Genomic DNA, 23,716 nt, shown 5'->3' with positions numbered 1-23,716 from the left:
TCGTTCGGCAGGGCCAGCGGGCGTCGGCGCGGGCGAGACGGTCGTGCGGATCGGGGATAATGCCGCCCCGAGACATTTCGTTGAGGAGGACAGGCGTGGGCTTTTTGGAGGTTGCGGCGCTGATCGCGGCGATCGCGTTCGCGATGCTGGTGCTGATCCTGACGCTGCCCATCCTGCGGCTGCGGCACACCGTGGACGCCACCACCCGGATGATCAACGAGCTCAACGACCGGACCGGCCCGCTGCTGGGTGACGTCAACACCACGGTGCGCAACGTCAACGTCACCCTGGAGCAGGTGCAGACCTCGCTCGACGGGGTGAACCTGCAACTCGCCAAGGTCGACACGATGACCAGCCACGCGCAGAACATCAGCGCCAACGTCGCCAACCTGGTCACCGTCGTCTCCGCCGCCGCGGCGAACCCGCTGGTCAAGGTGGCTGCGTTCGGCTACGGGGTGCGCAAGGCCGCGTCCGCCCGCCGGCACGCCGAGACCGAGCGCGAGGTCCGCGACACCATCAAGGCCCAGCGGCGCGCCGCCCGGCGCGGCAACCAGTGACCTGTCGGGAGGTACGAGCATGAGGCGTCTGTTCTGGCTGGGTATCGGACTGGCCGTCGGTGTGGTGGTGGTCCGCAAGGCGACCCGTGCCGCGCACGCGTACACTCCGGCCGGCATCGCCGACAACCTGTCGCAATCCGCTGGCGGCCTCGTCGAGGAACTGCGTAGCTTCGTGGCGGACGTGCGCGCCGGGATGGCCGAGCGGGAGCAGGAGATCCACGAGGCGTTCGCGCAGGGTGAGGCGTTCGACGACCAGTTCGCCGAGTTGCGGGAGGACCCGCGGATCGGCGATCGAGAAATCTTTCCGGAGGAACACCAGCGATGAAGACGGCGGAGATCAAGCGGCGGTATCTCGCCCATTTCGAGGCGAATGGCCACACCGTGGTGCCGTCCGCTCCGCTGCCCGCCATCAGCGACCCGAACCTGCTGTTCGTCAACGCCGGCATGGTGCAGTTCGTCCCGTACTTCCTGGGCCAGCAGTCGCCCCCGTTCCCGCGCGCGGTGAGCGTGCAGAAGTGCATCCGTACGCCGGACATCGACGAGGTCGGCAAGACCAGCCGGCACGGCACGTTCTTCCAGATGAACGGCAACTTCTCCTTCGGTGACTACTTCAAGGACGGGGCGATCCCGTTCGCCTGGGACCTGGCCACCAAGTCCGTCGAGGCGGGTGGGTTCGGGCTGGACCCGGAGCGGATCTGGGCGACGGTCTACCTGGACGACGACGAGGCGTACGACATCTGGCGGCGCACCGGCGTGCCGGCGGAGCGGATCGTGCGCCGGGGCAAGAAGGACAACTTCTGGTCGATGGGCATCCCCGGCCCGGCGGGCCCCTGCTCGGAGTTGTACTACGACCGGGGCCCCGAGTACGGCCTCGAAGGCGGCCCGGAGGTCGACGAGGACCGGTACCTGGAGTTCTGGAACCTCGTCTTCATGCAGTACGAGATCGCGGACGTCCGGAGCAAGGAGGAGTTCCGGATCGTCGGTGAGCTGCCGAAGAAGAACATCGACACCGGCATGGGCCTGGAGCGGATGGCCTCCATCCTGCAGGGCGTCGACAACCTCTACGAGATCGACGAGGTCCGGCCGATCCTGGAGCGGGCGGCCGAGCTGACCGGCAAGCGGTACGGCGCGCAGTCCGGCCAGGCGGCCAACCAGTCGCACCCCGACGACGTACGGCTGCGGGTGGTCGCCGACCACGTGCGGACCGCGCTGATGCTCATCGGTGACGGGGTGACCCCGTCCAACGAGGGCCGGGGCTACGTGCTGCGGCGGATCATGCGCCGGGCGATCCGGGCGGTGCGGCTGCTCGGCTGGCAGGAGCGGGCGCTGCCCGAGCTGCTGCCGGTGGCCCGGGACTGCATGGCCCCCTCGTACCCGGAGCTGGCCACCGACTTCGACCGGATCTCCGCGTACGCGTACGCCGAGGAGGACGCCTTCCTCGCCACGCTGCGCGCCGGCACCACGATCCTGGACACCGCGATCACCGAGACGAAGTCGGCGGGCAAGCCGGCGCTCTCCGGTGCCAAGGCGTTCCAGCTGCACGACACGTACGGCTTCCCGATCGACCTGACCCTGGAGATCGCCGCCGAGCAGGGGCTCGACGTCGACCGGGAGGGCTTCCGTCGGCTGATGGCCGACCAGCGGGCCCGGGCCAAGGCCGACGCGCAGGCGCGCAAGACCGGGCACACGGACCTGTCGGCGTACCGGTCGGTGCTCGACGCCGGGGGCCCGGTGACCTTCACCGGTTACACCGAGACGGCCCGCGAGTCGACGGTACGGGCGGTGCTCGGCACCGACGGCCCGCGTGCGGCGGCGGTCGAGGGTGACATGGTCGAGCTGGTGCTCGACACCACCCCGTTCTACGCCGAGGGTGGTGGGCAGCAGCCCGACCTCGGCATGATCACCGTGGGCGGTGGGCAGGTCGAGGTGCTCGACGTGCAGCAGCCGGTGCCGGGGCTGATCGTGCACCGGGCCCGGGTGATCCGGGGCGAGGTGCGCGCGGGGGAGACCGGTTACGCCGAGATCGACACCAGTCGGCGGCGGGCCATCTCCCGGTCGCACACCGCGACCCACCTGGTCCACCAGACGATGCGCAACTTCCTCGGCGAGTCCGCCACCCAGGCCGGTTCGCTCAACGCTCCGGGTCGGCTCCGGTTCGACTTCAACACCGCGACCGGTGTCGCCCCGAGTGTGCTGCGGGACGTGGAGCAGCAGGTGAACGAGGTGCTGCTGGCCGACCTGGAGGTGCACGCCTTCGTCACCTCGCTGGACGAGGCGCGTCGCATCGGCGCGATGGCGCTGTTCGGCGAGAAGTACGGCGACCAGGTCCGGGTGGTCGAGGTCGGTGACTACGCCCGTGAGCTGTGCGGTGGCACCCACGTGTCCCGCTCCGGCCAGCTCGGCCTGGTGAAGATCCTTTCGGAGTCGTCCATCGGGTCCGGGGTCCGCCGGGTCGAGGCGCTCGTCGGCATGGACGCGTTCAACTTCCTGGCCCGGGAGCATCTGCTGGTGTCCCGTCTCGCCGAGCTGTACCGGGTTCCCTCCGAGCAGGTCGCCGACCGGGTCGAGCAGACCGTCACCCAGCTGCGCGACGCGGAGAAGGAGCTGGAGAAGCTGCGCGCCCAGCTGGTGCTCGGCGGCGCGGCGGCGTTCGCCGCCCAGGCCAAGGACGTCCGCGGGGTCGCCTACGTCGGCATCGAGGCGCCCGAGGGCGCGGCCGGCAACGACGTGCGCACCCTCGCGCAGGAGATCCGGGGCCGGATCGACGCGGCCCGGCCGGGTGTGGTCGCGGTGGCGTCCCGGTCGAACGGCAAGGCGTCGCTTGTGGTGTCGGTCAACCCGGCCGCCCGCAGCCGGGGTCTTGCCGCCAACGACCTGGTCAAGGCGGCGTTCTCCGGGCGCGGCGGCGGCAGCCCGGACCTCGCCCAGGGCGGCGGGTTGCCCGAGTCCGAGGTGCCGACCCTGCTGCTGACGGTCGAGAAGGCGATCGCCGAGGCGTGAATCATCGGCACAGCGGGCCAGGGCGGACCACTTCGGTCCGCCCTGGCCCCTTCGCTACAGAGGTGACGGTCGGTGACTGAGTTTTCCCGGGGTGTACGGCTGGGTGTGGATGTCGGTCAGGTCCGCATCGGGGTCTCCCGGTCCGATCCGCACGGGGTGCTCGCCACCCCGCTGGTCACCGTCGCCCGGGAGCAGAAGCCCAGGCCGGACGCGGTGCCGAAGGATCTTGTCGAGATCGCCGCGTTGGTCGTCGAGCACGAGGCGGTCGAGGTGGTGGTCGGCCTGCCGGTCAACCTCGCTGGTCGACATGGGCCCGCAGCCGAGCACGTCAAGGCGTACGCTCGACAACTGGCCGAGGTGATAGCGCCTGTCCCGGTGACGCTGACCGACGAGAGGATGTCCACGGTCGTGGCGAGCCGTAGGCTGGCCGAACGAGGTGTCCGGGGGAAGAAGCAACGCGCGGTGGTCGACCAGGCCGCCGCGGTGGAGATTCTGCAGAGCTGGCTGGACACGCAGCGGAGGCGGACGTAGATGTTTGACGAGCTGGACCTCGGTCACGACGAGCAGGATCGGGGGGACAAGGGCAAGCACCGCCGAGGTCGCAAGCGGGGCGGTCGCTCCGGCGGGGGCCGGGGCAAGACAGCGCTGGCGCTGCTGCTGGCCCTGGTGCTGCTTGGCACTATCGGTGGTGGTGCCTTCTACGGCTTCGACCGGGTCCAGAGCTACTTCGTCACCCCCGACTACGACGGCGCGGGCACCGAGGAAGTGACGATCCAGATTCCGCAGGGCGCGTTCCTGGCCGACATGGCCGTGGCGCTCTACGACGCGGGCGTGATCAAGAGCACCAAGGCGTTCATCGAGGCGGCCGAGAAGAACTCCCGCAGCCGCAACATCCAGTCGGGCACCTACAAGCTGCGCAAGCAGATGAGCGGCGAGTTGGCGCTGGCCGCGATGCTTGACCCGGCCAGCCGGATCGTCAATGGGATCACCATCCCCGAGGGGCGTACCGCCAAGAGCATCTTCAAGCTGCTCAGCGACAAGACCGACATCCCGGTCAAGGAGTTCGAGGCCGCCGCGAAGGACCCGAAGAAGCTCGGTGTGCCGGACTGGTGGTTCAAGCGCGACGACGGCAAGAAGTCCAAGAAGTCCATCGAGGGCTTCCTCTTCCCGGACACCTACGAGATCCCGCCGAACGCCACCGCCGAGACCATCCTCGGGCAGATGGTCGACCACTTCCTGACCGTCACCGGGGAGATGGAGTTCGCCGACCGGGTGCAGAAGGATCGCGGGATCAGCCCGTACGAGGCGTTGATCGTGGCCTCGCTGGCCCAGGCCGAGGCCGGCACCAAGAAGGACCTCGGCAAGGTCGCCCGGGTCGCCTACAACCGGGTGTACAAGGGCACGTTCGACTGCGGTTGCCTGGAGATGGACGTCACCGTCAACTACTACCTGGAGTTGACCGGCCAGAAGACCAAGACCTCGGCCGAGATGACCCAGGACGAGTTGCTCGACACCAAGAATCCGTACAGCCGCAAACTGCGTGGCATGATCCCGACCCCGATCAACAACCCGGGTAAGGATGCCCTCGAAGGCGCGATGGATCCGCCGGCCGGGGACTGGCTCTTCTTCGTGGCCATCGACAAGGAGGGCAACTCGGCCTTCGCCGAGACCTACCAGGACCACAAGAAGAATGAGGCCAAGGCCCGCCAGGCCGGCATCATCTGAGTTCCGCTCCGCGCGTGCTCAGGTCAGGTCGATCGTGGTGGTGGTGTCGGCGGCGTCGAGGGTGAAGTGGGCGCGGTGCTCACCCGCGCTCACCGTGTAGTCGCCGAGGAAGCCTTCGACGGTGATCCGGCCGTCGGCGTCGGTGCGCATCGGGGTCGGTGGTAGCCACCACTCGCCCTTGATCAGGGCTTCGAGGGCGTCGTACGCGGGCTTGCGGCTGCCGTCGGCGCGGACCAGGCCGGCGGGGGCGCCCAGCCACGCACCCCGGTCGGTGAGCCCCCAGTAGTTGACCGACTCGACTGCCGGATGGGCGAGCAGGGACCGGTAGTGCCGGACGATCTCCTCGGCCTGTCGGGCCTCCCCGTCAGGGGTGCTCGGCCACTGCGGGATCTGGTAGTCGTTCAGGTCCTCGATCTCCGCCGGCATGAGGTGGCCGGAGACCAGCGTGGTCTCGGTCAGGTGCAGCGGCAGGCCGTAGCGGGCGAATCGGTCGAGCATCTCGTGCATGTACTCCTCGCCCCGGTACCCCTGGTGCATGTGGGTCTGCAGGCCGATCGCGTCGATGCGCACGCCGGCTTCGAGGACGCCTTCGATCAGGCACTCGTAGGCCGAGCTGAGGTCGAAGTCGTTGAGCACCAGGGTCGCCGTCGGGTTGGCCGCCCGGGCCTCCTCGAACGCCATCCGCACCATGTGGATGCGACCCCGGGCCCGGGCCAGGTCGGTGATGGCGTTGTCGCCGTTGACGAAGACGGGCATGATGACCGCCTCGTTTATCGCGTCCCAGGTGTCGATCAGGCCGGCGAACCCGCCGACCAGGTCGCGGATGCGGGCCCGTTGCAGCGCCTCGACCTCGTCGAGGTCGAGGCCGAGCAGCCACGGCGGCTGCACGGTGTGCCAGACCAGCGGGTGACCCTTGACTGTCACGCCGCGATCGGCCAGCCAGCGCGCGGTCTTCGTCAACCGCTCGGTGTCCGGTGCGCCGCGTCGTGGCTCGTAACTGCCCCAGTAGAACGGCAGCGTGGCGGTGTTGAAGAGGCCGAGCCACAGGTCGGCGAGCCGGTCGAGATCCGAGGAATCCGTACCGCCGAACGGCTGGGCATTCTCGGGGTCGGGGCCGCCGACCAGGTCGACGAAGTCGAAGCCGATGTTGCCGAAGGCGAAGGCGTGCCGCTGCTGCGCGAGGGTGACGACCTGTTCGGCGAGCGCCCGCCGGTCCGGCCCGCGCAGGGTGAGGGTGGTCTTTGCGATGCGGTGTCGCAGGCTGCTGTCGAACATTGTTGGATGTTAGGTGACAGTCGTCCCTGCGGTGGAGGAGCGTCGGTGGCGGGTTCGGTGCACAAGGCGGCGGTGGTGGGCAAGCCGATCGCGCATTCCCTCTCCCCGGTGATCCACAATGCCGGCTACGCGGCCGCCGGGCTCGACGGGTGGTCGTACACCCGGATCGAGTGCGCGGCGGCGGAGCTGGCGGATCTGGTCGCGGGCCTGGGCCCGGAGTGGGCCGGGTTGTCGGTGACCATGCCCGGCAAGGAGGCGGCGCTCGCGGTGGCCGCCGAGGTCTCGCCGGTCGCCGCCGCCGTCGGCGCGGCAAACACGTTGGTACGCCGACCCGACGGTTCCTGGTACGCCGACAACACCGACGTCACCGGCATGGTAGAGGTGCTGACCGAGGCGGGGGTGGGCACCGGCGCCACGGTCACCGTGCTGGGTGCCGGTGGCACCGCCCGGGCGGCGCTGGCGGCGGCGGCCCGGTTGCAGGCGGCCGGCGTCACCGTGATCGCCCGCCGACCGGCGGCGGTCGCCGAGTTGACGCCGGTGGCGTACTCCCTGGGCCTGGCGCTGACCGCCGCGCCCTGGTCCGAGGCGGCGACGTCGACGAACGCCGACGTGCTGATCTCCACAGTGCCCAAGGGTGCCGCCGACGGGTTGGCCGACACGGTGGCCTGGCGTTCCACCACGGTCCTTTTCGACGCGATCTACGACCCCTGGCCCACCCCGCTCGCCGCGTCGGCCGCCGCCGCCGGCTGCCGCATCGTCTCCGGTCTGGACCTGCTGCTGGCCCAGGCGATCGGCCAGTTCGAGCAGTTCACCGGTGTGCCGGCCCCACGTGCGGCGATGTCCTCAGCGCTGACCGCCGCCTACACCAACCGTCCATGATCTACGAACGAGTGTCATGATGCTCGATCCGGACGAGGGTGATCACGGACCGAAAGGGTCGTTTCTGCGCTGAGTCTTAGGTGAGGATTAAGACCCGCTTAGGTCCCCCTGTCATGCCCTTGCTCTGTTGTGTACACCGATACGCTGCACAGCGTTACCGCCGCAGACGCAAGGAGTTTCCGTGACCAGGCGTGGACTGCATCGCCTCATCCGGCACCCCGGTCCCCGGCGCAAGGCCGTTGTCCTCGGTGCCCTCGGCATCACGGTCGTGCTCGGACTCACCGCGACCATGGTGCCGCTGCTCGCCGACGACGACGTCTCCATCCCGGTGGTCGCCGACACCACCGCCACGGCCGTGGTGCAGGACGGGGACAACAGCGTCAAGTCGACCCTGGCCACCTGCCCGGCGCGCTGCGACGGGAATCCACGTGGTGGCCGGGACGCGGTGCTCGCCTTCATGGTGACCACGCTGCCGGCGAACGCGACGAACGTCCGGGCCACCCTGCGGGTGCACGCCTGGCAGGCGTTCAAGGCCACGGTGAGCGCGCACGCATCGAACCTGGACGCCACCGCGCAGCGCCCGGCACCGGAGCGCCTCGCCTCGGCTCTGGACACGGTCACCGGCGTCGCCAAGGGATTCAACGAGTGGGACGTCTCCGGGCTGGTCACGGGTAACGGCATCTGGACCGTCTCGCTGGCCCAGGCCGGCCTCGACACCCGCATCTACTGGGCCTCCGCCGAGAACCGCAGCGCGGATCTGCGGCCCAACCTGGTGCTCAGCTACGACGTCGCCGGCCGTCCGGCGCCGCCCCCGCCGAGCGCCACCCTGCCGCCCACCGCAGAGCCGACGCGACCGCCCGTCTCGCCGAGCCCGTCGCCAAGCGTCTCGCCCAGCCTGAGCCCGACGCCGGCGCGGCCGACGCCGACCGCGACCCGACCGCCGGCCGACTCCGGCGCGTGCGGGAAGGTGTCGGACAAGCTGGTGCCGTCCTGCGGCGCCTGGTGGGGGATGTACTCGCCGACCAACCCACAGACCTGGGACCACGGCCGGGCCGTCACCGACGTCGAGGCGCAGGTGGGTCGCAAGTTCGACATCGTGCACCGCTACCACGACTTCTCCAACACCGGCAGCAACGGTGCGTTCCCGGACGCGTACCAGCAGCAGCAGATGCGCGAGGGTCGGCTGATGTTCTTCGCCTGGGAGAGCCGGGTCTTCTCCTCCGGCACGGTGCTGACCTGGAAGGACGTGTACAGCGGCCGGTACGACGAGACGATCGACGCGGTCGCCGGCCGGATCCGGGCGGTGGGGCAGCCGGTCTTCATCGGCTTCGACCACGAGCCGGAGGACGAGCCGGCCAAGGGCAGCGACGCCGACTTCGTCAAGGCCTGGCGGTACGTGCACGACCGGTTCGCCGCAGCCAACGTCCGCAACGCGGTCTGGGTGTGGACGATGATGGGCTGGTCCGGTCACTACGACAGGTACGCCGGGCTCTACCCCGGAGACCGGTACGTCGACTGGGTCGCCTGGGATCCGTACAACTTCCACGTGTGCAACGGCAGCACGGTCTGGAAGAGTCCGAGCACCACCGTCGGATCGTTCTACCGGTGGCTGGACGAGAAGGGCATCGGTGCGGGCAAGCCGCGGATGCTTGCCGAGTTCGGTACGAACTTCGACGCGAATGATCCGAATGCCAAGCGGCGTTGGTTCGAGGAATTCCCGGCGGCGTTGAAGGCCCACCCGAAAATCAAGGCGGCGATCTACTTCAATTCGCCGGGCATGACGACCACGACCAAGACCTGCAACATGACGATGAACCACGATGCCGCTGCGCTGGCCGGGTTCACCGCCGCGGGACGGGACAGCTACCTGCGGCAACCCACCGGAGGGAGCCGCTGACAGCAACCGGACAGCGGTTTGGGACACTCGGTCGCTGCTGAAGCCTCTGGTGTCGCCACTGTCCGCTAACGGATTCACCGACCGCCCAATCGGCGGATGTCGCCCTGCGGGGTGGACGCGAGAGGCTACCGGCATTCCCGTCCACCCTGGAGGCGTAGCGTGCCCTTAATCTCCTTCCGACGGCATCCCACCCGTAGACGTCGAGTACGGGTCGCGGCTGTCGCGTTGGCAACTCTCGCGGCGGTACTGGCCGTGCCCAAGGCGGCCGAGGCGGCCGTGGTGCCCGTACCTGAGACGGGCACCCTCGTGTCGACGAACCCGGTCGACAACACCCCGCACGGCCGCGACGGTGAGGCCCGTGCCTTCGCCGAAGTGGGCAACACCGTGTTCGTCGGGGGCAACTTCACCCAGATCCGGCAGACCGCCAGTTCTCCGTGGATCACCCAGCGTTACCTGTTCTCGTACAACCGGACCACCGGCGCCATCAACACCGCCTTCGTGCCGGTGCTCGACGGCGCGGTCAACGCCCTCATCGCCGGGCCGGGTGGCACGTTGATCGTCGGTGGGACCTTCAAGAACGTCAACGGTGTGTCGCGTCGGAACCTGGTCGCCCTCGACCCGGCCACCGGCGAGACCATCGACAGTTGGGTCGGCCGCTCCGACGGCGGAATGATCCGCGACATGGTCCTGCACGACAACGACCTGTACCTGGCCGGTGCCTTCAACTGGATCAACGGCACGGCGCACTCCGGCATCGCCCGGATCAACGCCTCCACCGGCGCGATCGACTCGACGTTCAACGTCAACGCCACGGTCGGCCGGCACGGCACCGGTTCGTACGCCTGGACCATCGACATCACCCCGGACGGCAGCACCCTGGCCGTGGGCGGTAACTTCACGCTCGTCGACGGGCTGCCCCGTAACCAGATCGTGCTCATCGACACCACAGGCACGCCGAGTGTGATCGACTGGAGTTCGGAGCGGTTCGTCGCACCGTGCGGGGACCCGGCCACCTTCGTGCACTACGTGCAGGACCTGCGCTTCGGTGGCGACGGCAGCTGGTTCGTCGTCGGCACCAACGGCGGCACCGGCTGGCCGGCCGCCTACTGCGACGCGCTGGTCCGGTTCGAGACCGCCGCGCGGGGGTCCGGTCAGCTGGGCACCTGGGTCAACTACACCGGCAACGACACGATCACGTCGGTCGAGGTGGCCGACAACATCATCTACCTCGGTGGTCACTTCCGCTGGCTGAACAACCCGAACGCCAGCGACCGGGCTGGCAACGGCGCGGTCGACCGGCTCGGTATCGCCGCGGTCACCCCGGCCACCGGCATGCCGGTCAACTGGAACCCGGGTCGTCGGGGCGGCAGCGCCCTGCCCTCGGGGGCCAGCAACTGGGGCTCGGCCGTGCCGGTGATCTGGCGGGGCAGCACCGGTCTGTACTTCGGGCACAACTCCGACGGCATGGCCAACGAGTACCACGGCCGGCTCGGCATGTTCCCGATCGCCGGTGGTCGGACGATCACTCCGCGGAACCCGTCGTCGGCCAGCTCCGGAAACCTGTACCTGGGTGTGACCGCGGGCGAGTTGCAGCGGGTGCCGTTCGACGGCACCACGGTCGGCACGCCGACCACGGTCAGCCAGCCCAACTACACCGGTGCCGGCGCGACCTGGGGTCTGGGTGACCGGATCTACTGGTCGCGGACCGTCCCCGGCAGCACCACCGGCAGCCGCATCGACATCTCGATGTTCAACGGCGGCAATGTCGGGGTGCCGTGGGAGTCGTCCGGTTTCAACGCCTGGTACAACCCGGCGAACATGACCGGCGCCTTCTTCCTCGACGGTCGCCTCTACTACACCCGTACCGGCGCCAACCAGCTCTACTACCGGTACTTCGAGGTGGACGGCAACTACCTGGGCGCCACCGAGTTCACCCTGCCGACCACCGGCGTGACCTGGTCTGCGGTCCGGGGGCTGGCCTGGGTCGATGGCAAGATCGTGTACGGTCACACCGACGGCAGTCTGCGCAGCGCGCCGTTCGACCCGACGGCCGCGCCCGCGGTCACCGGGACGGCGAGTACGGTGCTCACCACGGCCGCAGACGGGCTCTCCTGGTCGATTCCGCGGATGTTCTTCGCGGTGCAGTAGGGGTGTACCCGTTGTAGCAGAAGGTCGGTAACTTGTTCAGGTCGGGCCGGCGGCGGATTCCCGTCGCCGGCCCGAGCGCTGGGCGGAGCTGTCGCGCAGGCCGCTGCACCCGCGATGCTCCTTTTCGACAACGTAGCGACGGTGGCGTACATGACTGATGCACAGCCCGGCTGGTCCGGCGGTACGGTTGCGGCTCGTACGGTCACGCTGACCGATCTGCTGCGGGTTCCGTTGCACCGGATCCGGTTGGTGGCCGCGGTCGCGGTGCTGGGTCTGGCGGCGGCGATCGGGTACGTCTTCCTGATCCCCGGTGCGGTGAGCGCGAGCGCGGTGGTCGCGGTCCGCCCGGTGGTCACCGACGCCTTCACCCCCAGCGGTGCGGCCGCCGACCGGGCGGTGAACATGAACGTGGAGAGCGGAATCGCCACCGGCACCGACGTGGTGCAGCGGCTCGCCGACTCCGGTGGCCGGGATCCCCGCGACGTGCGCGACGCGCTGGACGTGGAGGTACCCGCCGGCGGGCAGATCCTGCGTTTCACCTTCACCGCCGATTCGGCCGAGTCGGCGGTGAACAATGCCAACCTGGCCGCTCAGTCCTATCTGGACGTACGGCGGAACATGTACGAACGGCAGCGGGAAGAGATGCTGCGCTCGTACGACAAGAGCATCGAAGATGTCGCCGCGAGGCAAGCTGCCCTGCAGAAACGGATGGCCAACGCGCGGAACGGGGCGCGCGAAGCGGTCGTCGCCGAACTCGCCGGGGTGAACAACCAGTTGACCCAGCTCAGCTCCGCCCGTACCGAGATCGCGGCGGTCGACGTCAACCCGGGCTGGGTCACCCAGAGTGCCGAGAAGGCCCTGGTCTCCTCCAGTGGGCGCGGCCCGCTCTACGTGGCGGCGGGACTGCTCGGTGGTCTCCTGCTCGGGGTGGTGCTGGCCTACGCCTGGGAGTCGATGGACCGGCGGATCCGCTCGGTCGACGACGGGCGCGACGCCACCGGCCTACCGTTGCTGGGCACCGTGCGGGGACAGGGGCTGTTCGGGCGGCGCCGGCCGGTGGACGCGGACATCCGTTACGTGGCGATGGCCATCGCGGAGCGGGTACGCGAACCGGCCCGGATCGCCCTGTTGACCACCCGGGAAGACCAGACCACCCTCACCGCCGGCCTGGCGGTGGCCCTGGCGGCCACCGGCCGGGACGTCTACGTGGCCGACGACAGCGGCCGGTTGGACGAGTTGCGCGCGACGGTGATGACGGATCGGGGTCGGCTGCCCGCTGCGGTCAACCCGGCCCGCCCCAGCATCCCCAAGCCGCGCCCGGACGGCTCCGGTTCCATCGACGACGTGACCGAGCAGATCACGCCGGTACGCCGTCCGTCCCCGCGTCCCGGCCCGGCCCGGCCGGCGCCCGGTGACCCGGAGGCGACGATGATGCTGCCCCGGATGAGCGGTGGCCCGGTGACGGCGAAGAGCCCGGTCGCCGAGCAGGCCGACGAGGTGCCGGTGGGTGCCGGTGGGGTGCGTTTCGGCACCTGGCGGCAGCGCGCCGCCCAGGGGCTGGTGTTGTTCAACGCCCCGCCGGCCGAGGCCGACGAGCGGGGCGTGGCCGCCGCCCGGCAGGGCACCGCCGTCGTGGTGGTCGAGCAGGATCGGACGAAGCAGGGCGATCTGCGCCGCCTGGCGGAGCGGCTGCGGGCCGCCGGAGTGGCCCCGCTGGGATTCGTCCTGACCCGTACCGGCCGGGGCTGACCGTGCCCACCCTCAGCCCGCCGTCGGTCGACGAGCCGGCTGGCCAGCATCCGGGCGCCCGGCTGGTGGCTCCGGTGCTGCCCCGGCTGCCGGTCTGGCCGTTGGTGGTGATGTTCGGGCTGGTGCCGCTCTGGTGGCTGGCCGGCGCGTTCTATCTGGGCTGGTCGTTGCTGGGCGCGGTGCTGCTGGCGTTGCTGCTGGTCCGTGGCCGGGTGCCGCTGCCGCCGGGCACCGGCTTGTGGCTGCTGTTCCTGGCGCTGGTGGTGGTCAGCGCCACCCAGCTGTCCTCGGTCGGCTCGTTGCTCGCCTTCGGCCTGCGACTCGGCTTCTACGTGACCGCCCTCGTGGTGGGCGTGTACGTGTACGCGGTGGCGCGCCAGGGCATCGAGTTGTCCACCTTGCTGGTGCCGATCTGCCTGTTCTGGTTCGGGCTTGTCGTGCTCGGCTGGTTGGGTGTGCTGGCGCCCCGCTTCGAGATGAGCACGCCGATGGAGATGCTGCTGCCGGGTGGCGTCTCCGGCAACGCCTACATCCAGGACCTGGTACGGATCGCGGCCAGCGAGTACAGCCCCCGCGCGCTCAACCCCATCTACCGGCCGTCGGCGCCGTTCCCGTACACCAACAACTACGGCAGCGCGTACGCGATGACGCTGCCCTGCGTGGTGGCCTTCGTCATGCTGCGCCGCCACGGCGTGCTGCGCTGGGCGGTGATCGCGTCGTTGCCGCTGTCGCTGGCGCCGGCCTTCCTCACCCTCAACCGGACGATGTTCGTCAGCCTCGGCGCCGGGCTGCTGGTGCTCGGATTGCGGGCCGCCCGGCGCGGCAACGTCCGGGTCGGCGCCTCCGTGGTCGGTGTGCTGCTCATCGGTGGCCTGGCCGCCCTGTTCATCCCGGTCACCGAGCTGATCGGCAACCGGGTCGAGTCCAGTGACACCAACAGCGACCGGTTCGCCCTCTACGAAGAGGTGCTGCGGCGGGTGGCGGAGTCACCGTGGCTCGGTTACGGCGCGCCGGCCACCGTCGACACGATCAGCGCACCCGTTCCGGTGGGCACCCAGGGCCAGCTGTGGATGGTGCTGTTCTGTCACGGCGTACCGGCGTTGCTGTTCTTCCTGGCCTGGTTCGCGCTCGTGGCGGTGATCTGCGCGCGGGCCCGCTCGGCGGCGGGCCAGTGGCTGGCGGTGGTGCCGGTGGTGTGCATCGTGCAGATCCCGTTCTACGGCCTGGCCAGCCCGAACCTCGCGGTGGCGTTCTTCGCCGTCGCCCTGACCATGTCCCTGGTGGAACGCGAGGCCCGGCCACCCGGCCCGGCCCTGCCCCACCCGTCCGCGGCCCAACCGGAGGTGGTGGCATGAGCCTCCCCGTCCACCCGCCCGCGCCGCAGCCGCCCGCCACGGGCGGCCCGGCCGAGCCCGCGCCGGACAGCACCGCGACCGAGACCCGCCGGGGCGCCCGCAGCGGCGCGGCCGGGCTGCTCGGTGCCGCCGTCAACGGGCTGATGGGTTTCGTCCTGGTGGTCGTCATCACCCGCGGCTACGGCACCGAGGGTTCCGGTGTCTTCTTCGCGGCGATCGGCGTGGTGACGGTGTCCGCGGCGCTCTGCGTGCTTGGCGCGGAGACCGGCCTGATCTGGAGCCTGCCCCGACGCCGGCTCGGCCCGCAGGGCGACGCGGCCCGGATGCTGCCGGTGGCGTTGATTCCGCCGCTGTCGGCGGCGCTCGTCATCGCGGCCGTCGGGATCCTCGCCGCCGACCCGCTCGCGCGCCGGCTGCTCGACGGCGCGGGCGTCGACGGTGGTGCGCTGCTGCGGGTCAGCTTCGCCGCGGTGCCGGTGGTGGTGGCGATGACCCTGCTGTTCGGCGTGCTGCGCTGCGTACGGCCGATGCGGATGTACGTGGCGGTGCAGTCGGTGCTGCTGCCCACCGCGCGGCCCCTGCTGGTCGGCGCGGCCGTGCTACTGGCTGGCGGTGGCCTGCTGGCCGGCATGACCGGCTGGGTGGTGCCGGCCCTGCTGGCTGCTGCGGTGACCCTGCTGCTGGTCGTCGGGCCGTTGGGGATCGGCCGGGGAGCGGGACTGCGCGCCGGGCGCGACGAGTGGGGGTCCTTCTGGCGGTTCTCCCTGCCCCGGGCCGCGTCGGCGGCCATCGACTCGGGTGCGGTCTGGATCGGTGTGCTGCTCACCACAGTGCTCGCTGGTGCGGCAGATGCCGGCATCTTCGGCGCGGTGAGCCGCTACATCCTGGCCGGACAGCTCGCCATGCAGGGGCTGCGGGTGGCGGTGTCGCCGCAGCTGTCCCGGTTGTTCGGGCAGGACCGCCCTGACGCGGCCGCCGCCCTGCACCGGCAGTTGACCACCTGGGCGCTGGTGCTGTCCTGGCCGGTGTACCTGCTGCTGGCCGTCTTCGGCGCGGGGTTCCTCGAACTCTTCGGCTCCGGGTTCGCCGGCGGCGCCACCGCGATGACCGTGCTGGCGCTGGCCATGCTGGTGAACACGGGTGTGGGCAACGTGCAGAGCATGTTGCTGATGAGCGGGCGCAGCGGGCTGCATCTCGCGGCGACCGTGGCCGGCCTCACGGTCACCGTCTCCCTCGGCCTGGTGCTGATCCCCGCCCACGGTGCCACCGGCGCGGCCTGCGCCTGGGCGGCGGGCATCGTCACGGAGAACCTGATCGCGGTGACCTGTGCCCGCATCGTCGTCGGTCAGCCGTTGGCCGACACGTCGATGCTGCGGGCCGCACTGCTCACGGTCGGCGGCGTGGGTGCCGCCGCGATCGTCGGAGTGCTGGCCGGCGGCCGGGGGATCGTCGGTCTGGCGGTGGCGCTGGCCGTACTGGCGGTCGGTTGCGTCGGTTTGTTGACGTTGCCTCGGGTGCGGCAGGGCATCCGGGCGACCATGGTGCAGATCCGTGGCGGGGCGCCGAGCGTCGCGCCGCGTCCCTCGAAGGGCAGGTGACATCGTCGTGGCGTCCATCCGCGACCGGGTTAAGCAGTTGGTGCCGACCCAGGTGACGAGCCGGGTGCGGGAGGGCCTCGTCGACTACGGGGTACGCACCAGCGACCGTCGGCCACTACCGGATTTCCTCATCATCGGCACCAAGCGGGGTGGCACCACATCGCTGTGGAACTACCTCATCCAGCATCCGCTGGTGCCGCGACTCTTCCCGGCCTGGAACACGAAGTCCTCGCACTACTTCGAGGAGAACTGGGGCCGCGGCGAGGCGTGGTACCGGTCGCACTTCCCGACCCAGCGGCAGCGGGAGACGCTGGAGAACCGGCACGGTGGTCCGGTGCGGGTGGGCGAGGCCGCGCCGCTGTACATGTTCCACCCGTTGGCCGCGCAGCGGGTCGCCGCGTTGATGCCGCAGGTGAAGCTCATCGTGCTGTTGCGTGATCCGGTGGAGCGGGCGTACTCGCACTGGAAGGAGCGGCGCACCAACGGGGTGGAGCCGTTGGACTTCGCCGCCGCGCTGGCCGCCGAGCCGGAGCGTACGGCGGGGGAGCGGGAGCGGCTGATCGCCGAGCCGGAGTACTTCAGTGAGCCCTACGACTGGTACACCTACCGGGCGCGGGGCCGCTACCTGGAGCACCTGGAGCCGTGGCTGACGCACTTCGACCGCGCGCAGCTGCTCTTCCTGCCCAGCGAGGACCTGTACCGCGACGCGCGGGCCACCTACCGGCGCACCCTGGACTTCCTCGGGCTGCCCGCGCACGACCTGCCCGACTTCAAGGTCTACAACGACCGGCGGTCGGCGCCGCTGGAGCCGGCGCTGCGGGCCGAGTTGACGCAGTACTACCGCCCGTACAACGAGGCGTTGCGGCAGCGGCTGGGGCTGCGTCTCGACTGGCCGGACCAGGTCGCGTGACGGCCGACGACCTGCGTAGCCGCGAGGACGGGTTGGGGTGGGTCACCCGGGCGGTCTTCGGTGACCAGCGGATCACGCTGGCCGTGGACGCCCCGGTCCCGGCCGGGCACACGGTGGTGGCCCGTTACGCCGTCGTCCCGTCGGTGGACCGGGCCCGGTTCCTGCTGCCGCTGGGCTCGTCGCGGGCGACCGCGGCGGCGCTGCTGGCGTACAACGCGTTGCGGCCGGTGAAGGTGCGGGCCGTGCGGGCCGCCCTCGGCGTGGCGGCGCGGGCCGGTGTGGTCGCCCGGGCACCGTTTCCGGTGCTGAGCGTCGCCGTGCCGGCCGCGCTCGATCCCGCCGAGGTGCTGCTCGCCGAGCGGCTCAGCACCGAGTTGGGTGGCGGCCGGGCGTACGCGGCCTGCGGGGTCCGCCCGCCGGATCCGAACCACAAGCCGACCCTGCAACTGTTCGACCACTCGGGGACACCCCGTGGCTACGCCAAGATCGGCTGGAACGACGCGACCCGGGCGCTTGTCACCGCCGAGGCGGCGGCGCTGCGTGAGGTGGCGGAGGTGGCCGGCGTCGCCGGGCATCCGGCCACCCCCCGGCTGCTCGCCGAGACCAACTGGGCGGGGCAGGCCGTGGCGCTTGTCGAGCCGCTGCCCACCGGGGTACGCGGGGTGCCGGTCGACGCCCCGCCGGAGCTCGCGGCGCTGCTCGCGGTGGCCCGGCGGGGTCGGCCACCGGCGACACCGCGTCCGCTGGCCGGCTCGTCGTTCCTCGATCGGCTGACGGCGCAGGCGCAGCGGGCGGCCGAGACGGATCCGGCCGGGGCGCGGGCGGTGGCGGCGGTGGCGCAACTGGCTAGCAGGCACGGTGACGTGGCCGTCGAGTTCGGCCACTGGCACGGCGACTGGGTGCCGTGGAACCTCGGTCGGCACGCCGGTGAGCTGGTCGCCTGGGACTGGGAGCACAGCGGGCCGGACGTACCTGTCGGCTTCGACCTGGCCCACGACGCGTTCCAGCGGTCCCTGGTGCTGCGTGGTGAACCGGCCGCGACCGCGGCCGAGCAGGTACGCCAGTGGCTGGACCGGTACGGCGACCGGCTGGGCCTGGACCCGGCCCGCCGCCGCCTGGTCGCCGACGCGTACCTGATCGAGATGTGGCTGCGGACCTGGCGGCTGGCCGACGCCGGTGCCGGCTGGAACCCGGCGCTGCATCCGGCGTTGCTTGACGTCATCGAGAAACGACAGTGAGAGAAGGTCGGGCCGACCGCTGGGGGTACGGCTCGACCGTGGTGCAGGCACAGCTGACTTGTGGGGAGTCGCGTGGACAACGTAGACAAAGTGGGGCAGCAGTTACTGCTGGTCGGGTCGAGCGGCGGGCACCTGGCCCAGCTGCTCGCCCTGAAACCCTGGTACGAGACCTGGCAACGCTGCTGGGTGACCTTCGACACGCCGGAGGCGGTGTCCCTGCTGGCCGGCGAGGACCTGATCCCGGCCTACCATCCGACCACCCGTAACGTGCGCAACCTGTTGCGCAACGCCCTGCTGGCGGCCCGGGTGCTGCGCCGGCGGCGGATCGCCGCGGTGGTGACCACCGGCGCCGGGGTGGCGCTGCCGTTCGTCGTGCTGGCCCGGCTGCGCCGCATCCCGACGGTCTACATCGAGGTCTACGACCGGATCGACACCCCGACGCTCACCGCCCGGCTGTGTCGTCCGTTCCTGTCGAAGATGCTCGTGCAGTGGGACGAGCAGCGCCGCCAGTACCCGGAGGCCACCGTCGTGGGGACGCTGCTGTGAGCGGCGAGGCGACGCGCACCGACGCGCAGTTCGGCGCATCCGCGGACGCCGCCGCGGCCCACATCCCGGCGCCCCGTGACGGCAACCGGGTCGGGCGGGCCCAGCTGCTGGTGGCGGTCGGCACCGACAAGCACCCCTTCGACCGGCTGGTCGGCTGGCTGCGGGAGTGGTACGGCGAGGTCGCCGACGAGGTGGTGCTGACCGTGCAGCACGGCCACACCCGGGTCGAGGGTCTGCCCGACGCGGTGCCGTTCCTCGGGCACGCCGAGTTGCAGACCGCGATGGCCGGGGCGGACCTGGTGGTCTGCCACGGTGGCCCGGCCACCATCCTGGAGGCCCGCCGGCACGGGCACCTGCCGATCGTCGTGCCCCGGGACCCGAGTCTCGGCGAGCACGTCGACAACCACCAGCAGTTGTTCGCCCGTCGGCTCGGTGCGGCAGGCCTGGTCGCGCTCTGCGAGACCCGGCAGGAGTTGCGGGACGCCCTCACCGCCGGCCTGGCAGAGCCGGGACGGTTCACGGTGACCGTGGACGCCGACGCGGCCGAGGCGCAACGCACCGCCGTGCGCCGGGTGGGCATGATCGTCGAGGAGTTGGTGGCCGAGGCCGCGCAGCGGCGTCACCGGCCCTGGTGGCGGCCGTGGCGCGGGCCCGGCCCGAATGGAAGGCACAAGCTATGACCGCGTACCCGAGCGTCACCGCCGTCGTACCCACCCGGGACCGTCCCGAACTGCTCCGGGCGGCGGTACGGGCCATCGTCGGGCAGGACTATCCGGGGCAGGTCGAGACGGTCGTGGTGTACGACCAGTCCGAGCCGGACCCGTCGCTGGCCGAGTTGTCGGCAGCGGACCGGCCGGTGCGGGTGGTGACAAACACCCGCACCCCCGGGCTGGCCGGGGCCCGCAACTCCGGCACCATGGCCGCCACCGGTGAGCTGATCGCCTTCTGCGACGACGACGACGAGTGGCTGCCGGGCAAGCTGGCGGCCCAGGTCGACGCCCTCAACGCGGTGCCCGGTGCCGAGTTCGTCAGCTGCGGCATCCAGGTCAGCTACGACGGGCACACCGTCGAGCGGGTACTGGAACGCGACTCGATCAGCCTGGCCGACCTGCTGCGGGACCGGATGACCGAACTGCACCCGTCGACCTTCCTGATCCGGGCGGCGGCCCTGCGCGACGGGTTCGGGCTGGTCGACGAGGAGATCCCGGGCAGCTACGCCGAGGACTACGAGTTCCTGCTGCGGGCCGCCCGCAGCGCCCCGCTGGTCAACCTGCGCACCCCGTACGTGCTGGTGCGCTGGCACAAGCGGTCGTACTTCGCGCAGCGCTGGGACACCATCTCCGAGGCGTTGCAGTGGCTGCTGGAGCGCTATCCCGAGTTCGCCACCCAGCCGGCCGGTCAGGCCCGGGTCACCGGGCAGATCGCCTTCGCGCGGGCCGCCTCGGGGGACCGGCGCGGGGCGATGCGGTGGGCCCGGCGCACCCTGCGCCGCAACCCGCGCGAGCCTCGGGCGTACCTGGCGTTGGCGGTGGCCGGGCGGGTGGTCCGCGCCGACGCCGTGCTGCGCACCCTGCATAAGCGCGGCCGGGGCATCTGAGGCAGACGTCCGTAGGGCGGGACAGGGCGGGCGGTGCGGTGCGGCGGGCACCGGGCGTGACAGACTCATGGCTGTGTTGCGCTGGTTGACCGCAGGGGAATCGCACGGACCCGCCCTCGTCGCGTTGCTGGAGGGGGTGCCGGCCGGAATCGAGGTGACCACCACCGAGATCGCCGGCGAGTTGGCCCGCCGCCGGCTCGGCTACGGCCGGGGTGCGCGGATGTCCTTCGAACAGGACGAGGTCGAGGTCATCGGTGGCCTGCGCCACGGGGTGACACTGGGCAGCCCGGTCGCTCTGCGGGTCGGCAACTCCGAGTGGCCCAAGTGGCGCACCGTGATGGCCGCCGACCCGGTCGACGCCGACGAGCTGGCCCGCCAGGCCCGTAACGCCCCGCTCACCCGGCCCCGGCCCGGCCACGCCGACCTGGCCGGCATGCAGAAGTACGGCCACACCGACGCCCGTCCGATCCTGGAGCGGGCCAGCGCGCGGGAGACCGCCGCCCGGGTCGCCGTCGGCACGGTGGCCAAGGCGCTGCTGCGCCAAGCCCTCGACGTGGAGATCGTCTCGCACGTGGTGGAGTTGGGCCCGGTGGCCGTCAAGCCGGGGCTGCGGCCCCGCCCGGAGGACGCCGAGCGCATCGACGCCGACCCGCTGCGCTGCCTCGACCCGGAGGCCAGCGCCCGGATGGTCGCCGAGGTCGACGCCGCGAAGAAGGCCGCCGACACCCTCGGTGGTGTGGTCGAGGTGCTGGCGTACGGCGTGCCGCCCGGCCTGGGCAGCCACGTGCAGTGGGACCGCAAGCTCGACGCGAGGCTGGCCACCGCGCTGATGTCGATCCAGGCGATCAAGGGTGTGGAGATCGGCGACGGCTGGCAGCAGGCCCGCTCGCGCGGCTCCGAGGCGCACGACGAGATCATCCCCACCGCCACCGGCGTACGTCGGGTCACCGACCGGGCCGGTGGCCTGGAAGGCGGCATCACCACCGGTGAGCCGCTGCGGGTGAAGGCCGCGATGAAGCCGATCTCGTCGCTGAACCGGGCCCTCGCGACTGTCGACATCACCACCGGTGAGCCGGCCACCGCGATCAACCAGCGCTCCGACGTCTGCGCGGTGCCCGCCGCCGCCGTCGTCGCCGAGGCGATGGTGGCGCTGGTGCTGGCCGAGGCGGCAGTGGAGAAGTTCGGCGGCGACTCGATCGCCGAGATGCGCCGCAACCTCGCCGGCTACCTCGACGCGCTGGTGATCCGGTGACCGGTCGGACCCGTCCGGTCTGCGTGCTGGTCGGCGCGCCCGGCTCCGGCAAGACTACCGTCGGTGAGGTCCTCGCGGCCGAGCTGGGGGTCGAGTTCCGGGACACCGACGCCGACATCGAGCGCCTGGCCGGCAAGCCGATCCCGGAGATCTTCGTCGACGAGGGGGAGGAGCACTTCCGTGCCCTCGAACGGGCGGCGGTGGCCGCGGCGCTGGCCTCCTGCGACGGGGTGCTGGCCCTCGGCGGCGGCGCGGTGCTGGCCGAGGAGAACCGCGCTGCGCTGGTCGGTCACCAGGTGGTGCACCTGTCGGTCGAGTTGACCGACGCGGTGAAGCGGGTCGGTCTCGGTGTCGGGCGTCCGCTGTTGGCGATCAACCCGCGGGCCACCCTCAAACACCTCATGGACCAGCGGCGACCGCTCTACGCCGAGGTGGCGACCGTGACGGTGGTGACCGACGGCCGCACTCCGCAGGAGATCGCCGCCGAGATCATCCCCCTGCTCAAGCGGTAAGGAAGGGCACCTTCTCAACGCCTCAGGTAGAGCAGGGGTCCCCTTTTAACGCCTGACGCGGCGGCCGGTGCCGGTGCGCGGCGCGGCTGCGGGCGCCAGCTGGCCAGCAGGGCCAGGGCGAGCAGGATCTCGGCCGCATCGCCGCCGTAGTACATCACCGCCGCGCCGGCCCGCAGCGCCTGCGGCGGGGCCGGTACGTCGACAAGCAGCCCCGCGTACAGGAGTTGGGCCAGGCTGGCGTGCGCGACGACCGCGGCGCCGAGCACCACCAGCCGTACCGGCACGGACGCCCGGTGCCGGTACGGTTCCGGGCCGGCGATCGACCAGGTGAACAGCAACCCGCTGAGCAGGAAGTGCAGGTTGACCAGGTCGTGCAGCACCGGGCTGGCGAGGGTGGCCCGGTACAGCGGGGTGAGGTAGAGCAGCCACAGCCCACCGGCGGTGAGCAGCAGGCCGGTGACCGGGTGGGCGAGCGTGCGCGCCACCGGATGCCGCGCCGCCCGCAGCGCAGCCCGACCGACCCGCCGGTCGACGGTCCGCAACAGCAGAGTGCCGGGCGCGCCGAGCACCAGGCCCAGCGGGGCGAGCATGCCGAGCAGCAGGTGCTGCCACATGTGCGCGGCGAACCCGTCGGCCGGCAGCAGCAGGGCGACGGCGAGCAGCGCACATCCGGCGGCGAACGCGGCCGTACGCCAATGGCTCCAGCCCGGCCGGTCCGGTGCGCGCTGCCGCAACACGGCAGCCAGATAACACCAACCCGCCACCAGGGGTACGAGCACAGCCGGGCCGACGGTCGTGGCGTGCTGCGCGGTGTGCGCCACGCTCATCGGCGTGGGCTCGCCGACGTCGTGTCGTCGGCGCAGAGGTCCACGGCGGTGGCGCGGCGTTGCACGAGCAGACCGACGATGATCAGCACGACGCCCAGGGCGAGGAAGCCGAGGTCCCACCAGAGTTGGTGTTCGCCGGCCCGGACGTGGTGGATGGCCAGGATGTGGTGGTCGATGATGCCCTCGACCAGGTTGAACAGCCCCCACCCGATCAGCGCCCAGCCCCACAGCATCGGCGAGCGCCACAGTCGCCCCCGGGACCGGGTCACCCGGGCGTAGAGCATGGCCAGGCCGGTCAGCACCGCCACCCAGGTGACCACGTGGAAGAGCCCGTCCCACAGGGTGTTCATCTGCAATCCGGCGACGGTGTCCACCGGGTACTCGCGGATGCCGATGTTGTCGGCGCCGGTGTTGCTGAGCAGGTGGTGCCACTGGAGCACCTGGTGCAGCACGATGCCGTCGACGAAACCGCCGAGCCCGACGCCGAGGATGGTGGCCGGCAGCCGGATGTCGGCGCCGTCGATCGTCCGCTCGGTCATGGTGCCCCCTGGATAGCTGGTGATGGTGCCCCTGCCCGGTCCACGAACCGGTAAACCTCCGTTCCATTGATCGGGCACCGGTGAGCGGATCCGGTCCAGGCGGTCGACGGTG

General features: G+C 71.1%; 21 protein-coding genes. 18 read left to right on the top strand and 3 right to left on the bottom strand.

Going from position 1 to position 23,716, the window contains the following annotated elements; genetic code table 11:
* Positions 1-95 precede the first annotated feature (95 nt).
* The 5 genes from C1A38_RS15220 (at position 96) to mltG (ending at position 5,282) form a co-directional block, all read left to right on the top strand.
* Positions 96-557: a DUF948 domain-containing protein gene (locus tag C1A38_RS15220; RefSeq protein WP_013732746.1), complete on the top strand. Its 462-nt coding sequence runs from the start codon at positions 96-98 to the stop codon at positions 555-557.
* Positions 558-576: 19 nt separating this feature from the next.
* Positions 577-882: a hypothetical protein gene (locus tag C1A38_RS15215; protein WP_102658476.1), complete on the top strand. Its 306-nt coding sequence runs from the start codon at positions 577-579 to the stop codon at positions 880-882.
* Positions 879-3,557, top strand: coding sequence for an alanine--tRNA ligase (gene alaS, locus C1A38_RS15210; protein WP_102658475.1), 2,679 nt, complete (start codon positions 879-881; stop codon positions 3,555-3,557). The genes C1A38_RS15215 and alaS overlap by 4 nt, the downstream gene beginning before the upstream one ends.
* A 72-nt stretch (positions 3,558-3,629) precedes the next feature.
* Positions 3,630-4,088, top strand: a complete 459-nt coding sequence (gene ruvX, locus C1A38_RS15205; RefSeq protein ID WP_102658474.1) for a Holliday junction resolvase RuvX — start codon at positions 3,630-3,632, stop codon at positions 4,086-4,088.
* Positions 4,089-5,282: an endolytic transglycosylase MltG gene (gene mltG, locus C1A38_RS15200; RefSeq protein ID WP_102658473.1), complete on the top strand. Its 1,194-nt coding sequence runs from the start codon at positions 4,089-4,091 to the stop codon at positions 5,280-5,282.
* Positions 5,283-5,300: 18 nt separating this feature from the next.
* Here mltG and C1A38_RS15195 read toward each other — a convergent pair whose 3' ends face one another.
* The gene (locus C1A38_RS15195) at positions 5,301-6,557 is read right to left on the bottom strand and encodes an endo-1,4-beta-xylanase (protein ID WP_102658472.1); all 1,257 of its coding nucleotides are present in this window, start codon (positions 6,555-6,557) and stop codon (positions 5,301-5,303) included.
* Positions 6,558-6,602: 45 nt separating this feature from the next.
* Here C1A38_RS15195 and C1A38_RS15190 point away from each other — a divergent pair, with 45 nt between their 5' ends.
* From C1A38_RS15190 to C1A38_RS15130, 13 genes are all read left to right on the top strand, one after another.
* Positions 6,603-7,436: a shikimate dehydrogenase gene (locus C1A38_RS15190; protein WP_233196838.1), complete on the top strand. Its 834-nt coding sequence runs from the start codon at positions 6,603-6,605 to the stop codon at positions 7,434-7,436.
* A gap of 181 nt (positions 7,437-7,617) precedes the next feature.
* Positions 7,618-9,333: a glycoside hydrolase gene (locus tag C1A38_RS15185; RefSeq protein WP_102658470.1), complete on the top strand. Its 1,716-nt coding sequence runs from the start codon at positions 7,618-7,620 to the stop codon at positions 9,331-9,333.
* Between the two features lie 225 nt (positions 9,334-9,558).
* A complete protein-coding gene (locus C1A38_RS15180; protein ID WP_102658469.1) occupies positions 9,559-11,481 on the top strand; it encodes a hypothetical protein in 1,923 nt (640 codons plus the stop codon).
* 150 nt (positions 11,482-11,631) lie between these two features.
* Positions 11,632-13,230, top strand: a complete 1,599-nt coding sequence (locus C1A38_RS15175) for a P-loop NTPase family protein (protein WP_102658489.1) — start codon at positions 11,632-11,634, stop codon at positions 13,228-13,230.
* A gap of 2 nt (positions 13,231-13,232) precedes the next feature.
* Positions 13,233-14,585 (top strand): O-antigen ligase family protein, encoded by a 1,353-nt coding sequence (locus C1A38_RS15170; protein WP_102658468.1) that lies wholly within the window; start codon positions 13,233-13,235, stop codon positions 14,583-14,585.
* On the top strand, positions 14,582-16,183 hold the full coding sequence (locus tag C1A38_RS15165) for a lipopolysaccharide biosynthesis protein (protein ID WP_102658467.1): 1,602 nt from the start codon (positions 14,582-14,584) through the stop codon (positions 16,181-16,183). Before C1A38_RS15170 ends, C1A38_RS15165 begins: the two co-directional genes overlap by 4 nt.
* 7 nt (positions 16,184-16,190) lie before the next feature.
* On the top strand, positions 16,191-17,093 hold the full coding sequence (locus tag C1A38_RS15160; RefSeq protein WP_102658466.1) for a sulfotransferase domain-containing protein: 903 nt from the start codon (positions 16,191-16,193) through the stop codon (positions 17,091-17,093).
* On the top strand, positions 17,072-18,331 hold the full coding sequence (locus C1A38_RS15155) for a hypothetical protein (RefSeq protein ID WP_102658488.1): 1,260 nt from the start codon (positions 17,072-17,074) through the stop codon (positions 18,329-18,331). The genes C1A38_RS15160 and C1A38_RS15155 overlap by 22 nt, the downstream gene beginning before the upstream one ends.
* A gap of 72 nt (positions 18,332-18,403) precedes the next feature.
* Complete coding sequence (locus C1A38_RS15150; RefSeq protein WP_043720323.1) at positions 18,404-18,877, top strand: glycosyltransferase family protein; 474 nt, start codon at positions 18,404-18,406, stop codon at positions 18,875-18,877.
* Positions 18,874-19,557, top strand: a complete 684-nt coding sequence (locus C1A38_RS15145; RefSeq protein ID WP_013732763.1) for a glycosyltransferase — start codon at positions 18,874-18,876, stop codon at positions 19,555-19,557. The genes C1A38_RS15150 and C1A38_RS15145 overlap by 4 nt, the downstream gene beginning before the upstream one ends.
* The gene (locus C1A38_RS15140) at positions 19,554-20,474 is read left to right on the top strand and encodes a glycosyltransferase family 2 protein (RefSeq protein ID WP_102658465.1); all 921 of its coding nucleotides are present in this window, start codon (positions 19,554-19,556) and stop codon (positions 20,472-20,474) included. The genes C1A38_RS15145 and C1A38_RS15140 overlap by 4 nt, the downstream gene beginning before the upstream one ends.
* Before the next feature lie 73 nt (positions 20,475-20,547).
* Entirely contained in the window at positions 20,548-21,726 is a 1,179-nt protein-coding gene (aroC, locus tag C1A38_RS15135) for a chorismate synthase (protein ID WP_102658487.1), read from the top strand.
* A complete protein-coding gene (locus tag C1A38_RS15130; RefSeq protein ID WP_013732767.1) occupies positions 21,723-22,238 on the top strand; it encodes a shikimate kinase in 516 nt (171 codons plus the stop codon). The genes aroC and C1A38_RS15130 overlap by 4 nt, the downstream gene beginning before the upstream one ends.
* 14 nt (positions 22,239-22,252) lie before the next feature.
* Here C1A38_RS15130 and C1A38_RS15125 read toward each other — a convergent pair whose 3' ends face one another.
* Together C1A38_RS15125 and C1A38_RS15120 are read right to left on the bottom strand one after the other, a co-directional pair.
* Positions 22,253-23,065, bottom strand: a complete 813-nt coding sequence (locus C1A38_RS15125; RefSeq protein ID WP_102658464.1) for a cytochrome c oxidase assembly protein — start codon at positions 23,063-23,065, stop codon at positions 22,253-22,255.
* Positions 23,062-23,604, bottom strand: a complete 543-nt coding sequence (locus tag C1A38_RS15120; RefSeq protein WP_102658463.1) for a DUF2243 domain-containing protein — start codon at positions 23,602-23,604, stop codon at positions 23,062-23,064. Before C1A38_RS15120 ends, C1A38_RS15125 begins: the two co-directional genes overlap by 4 nt.
* Positions 23,605-23,716 lie beyond the last annotated feature (112 nt).

Source organism: Verrucosispora sp. ts21 (assembly GCF_002879555.1).
In the GTDB taxonomy this organism is placed as follows: Bacteria; Actinomycetota; Actinomycetes; order Mycobacteriales; family Micromonosporaceae; genus Micromonospora; species Micromonospora gifhornensis.
This window is presented reverse-complemented; position numbering and strand designations above follow the sequence as displayed.